The sequence below is a fragment of the Pseudomonas sp. SDT291_1_S447 genome (assembly GCF_054070155.1).
The window spans coordinates 1-213 of the sequence record NZ_JBSVXS010000472.1 but is presented as its reverse complement, the minus strand read 5'-3'; the positions used below and the strand labels follow the sequence as shown (position 1 = coordinate 213).

The window sequence follows — 213 nt, the reverse complement described above, 5'->3', positions numbered from 1 at the left end:
CGCCCTGGGTGGTGTCGCAGCACAGCGAGATGCTGCAACCCACCGGCCTGGCCCACGCCGATGTGACCTGGGTGAGCCATTGCGTGCCGGGCACCGAGGGCTTCACCTTGCTCGACGAATTGCCCACGCCTTATGACTACGACTACTTCATCTGGAAAGGCGTGGAACCCGACCTGCACCCCTACGGCGCCTGCTACCACGACCTGCACGACA

General features: G+C 64.3%; 1 pseudogene. It reads left to right on the top strand.

The features are described 5' to 3' along the window. Positions 1-213, top strand: a pseudogene (locus tag ACW9IR_RS30420) (nicotinamidase); the annotation flags it as partial.